At 61.7% G+C, this 256-nt stretch carries 1 pseudogene; it reads right to left on the bottom strand.

Annotated features, from left to right (window positions below):
- A pseudogene (locus ADA16_RS04230) lies at positions 1–256 on the bottom strand (pyruvate dehydrogenase complex dihydrolipoyllysine-residue acetyltransferase); the annotation flags it as partial.

Genomic DNA, 256 nt, shown 5'->3' with positions numbered 1-256 from the left:
TGCCTTCAGTGACGGACTCGCCGAGCTCCGGCATCTCAACATCGGTGGCATCGCCAGCGTCAACGTCGGTGGAGTCTTCCTCGGTCTCTTCGTTAGCCTTGACTGGCTCATCGTCCTTTTCAACCTCGGCAGATTCCTTCTCCGCCTCTTCCTCGGCCGACTCGTCGGAGTCCGGAGCAGCGTCTGCGTCGCCGACGCGCGCAATAACCTCGCCGACGTCAACAGTGTCGTCCTCGTCGTAGAGGACCTCGAGCAG

Origin of the sequence: Corynebacterium vitaeruminis, assembly GCF_001054325.1 — a bacterium.
Taxonomy (GTDB): domain Bacteria; phylum Actinomycetota; class Actinomycetes; order Mycobacteriales; family Mycobacteriaceae; genus Corynebacterium; species Corynebacterium vitaeruminis_A.
Note: the sequence above shows the minus strand (reverse complement) of the source record. Positions and strands in the feature narration are given on the sequence as shown.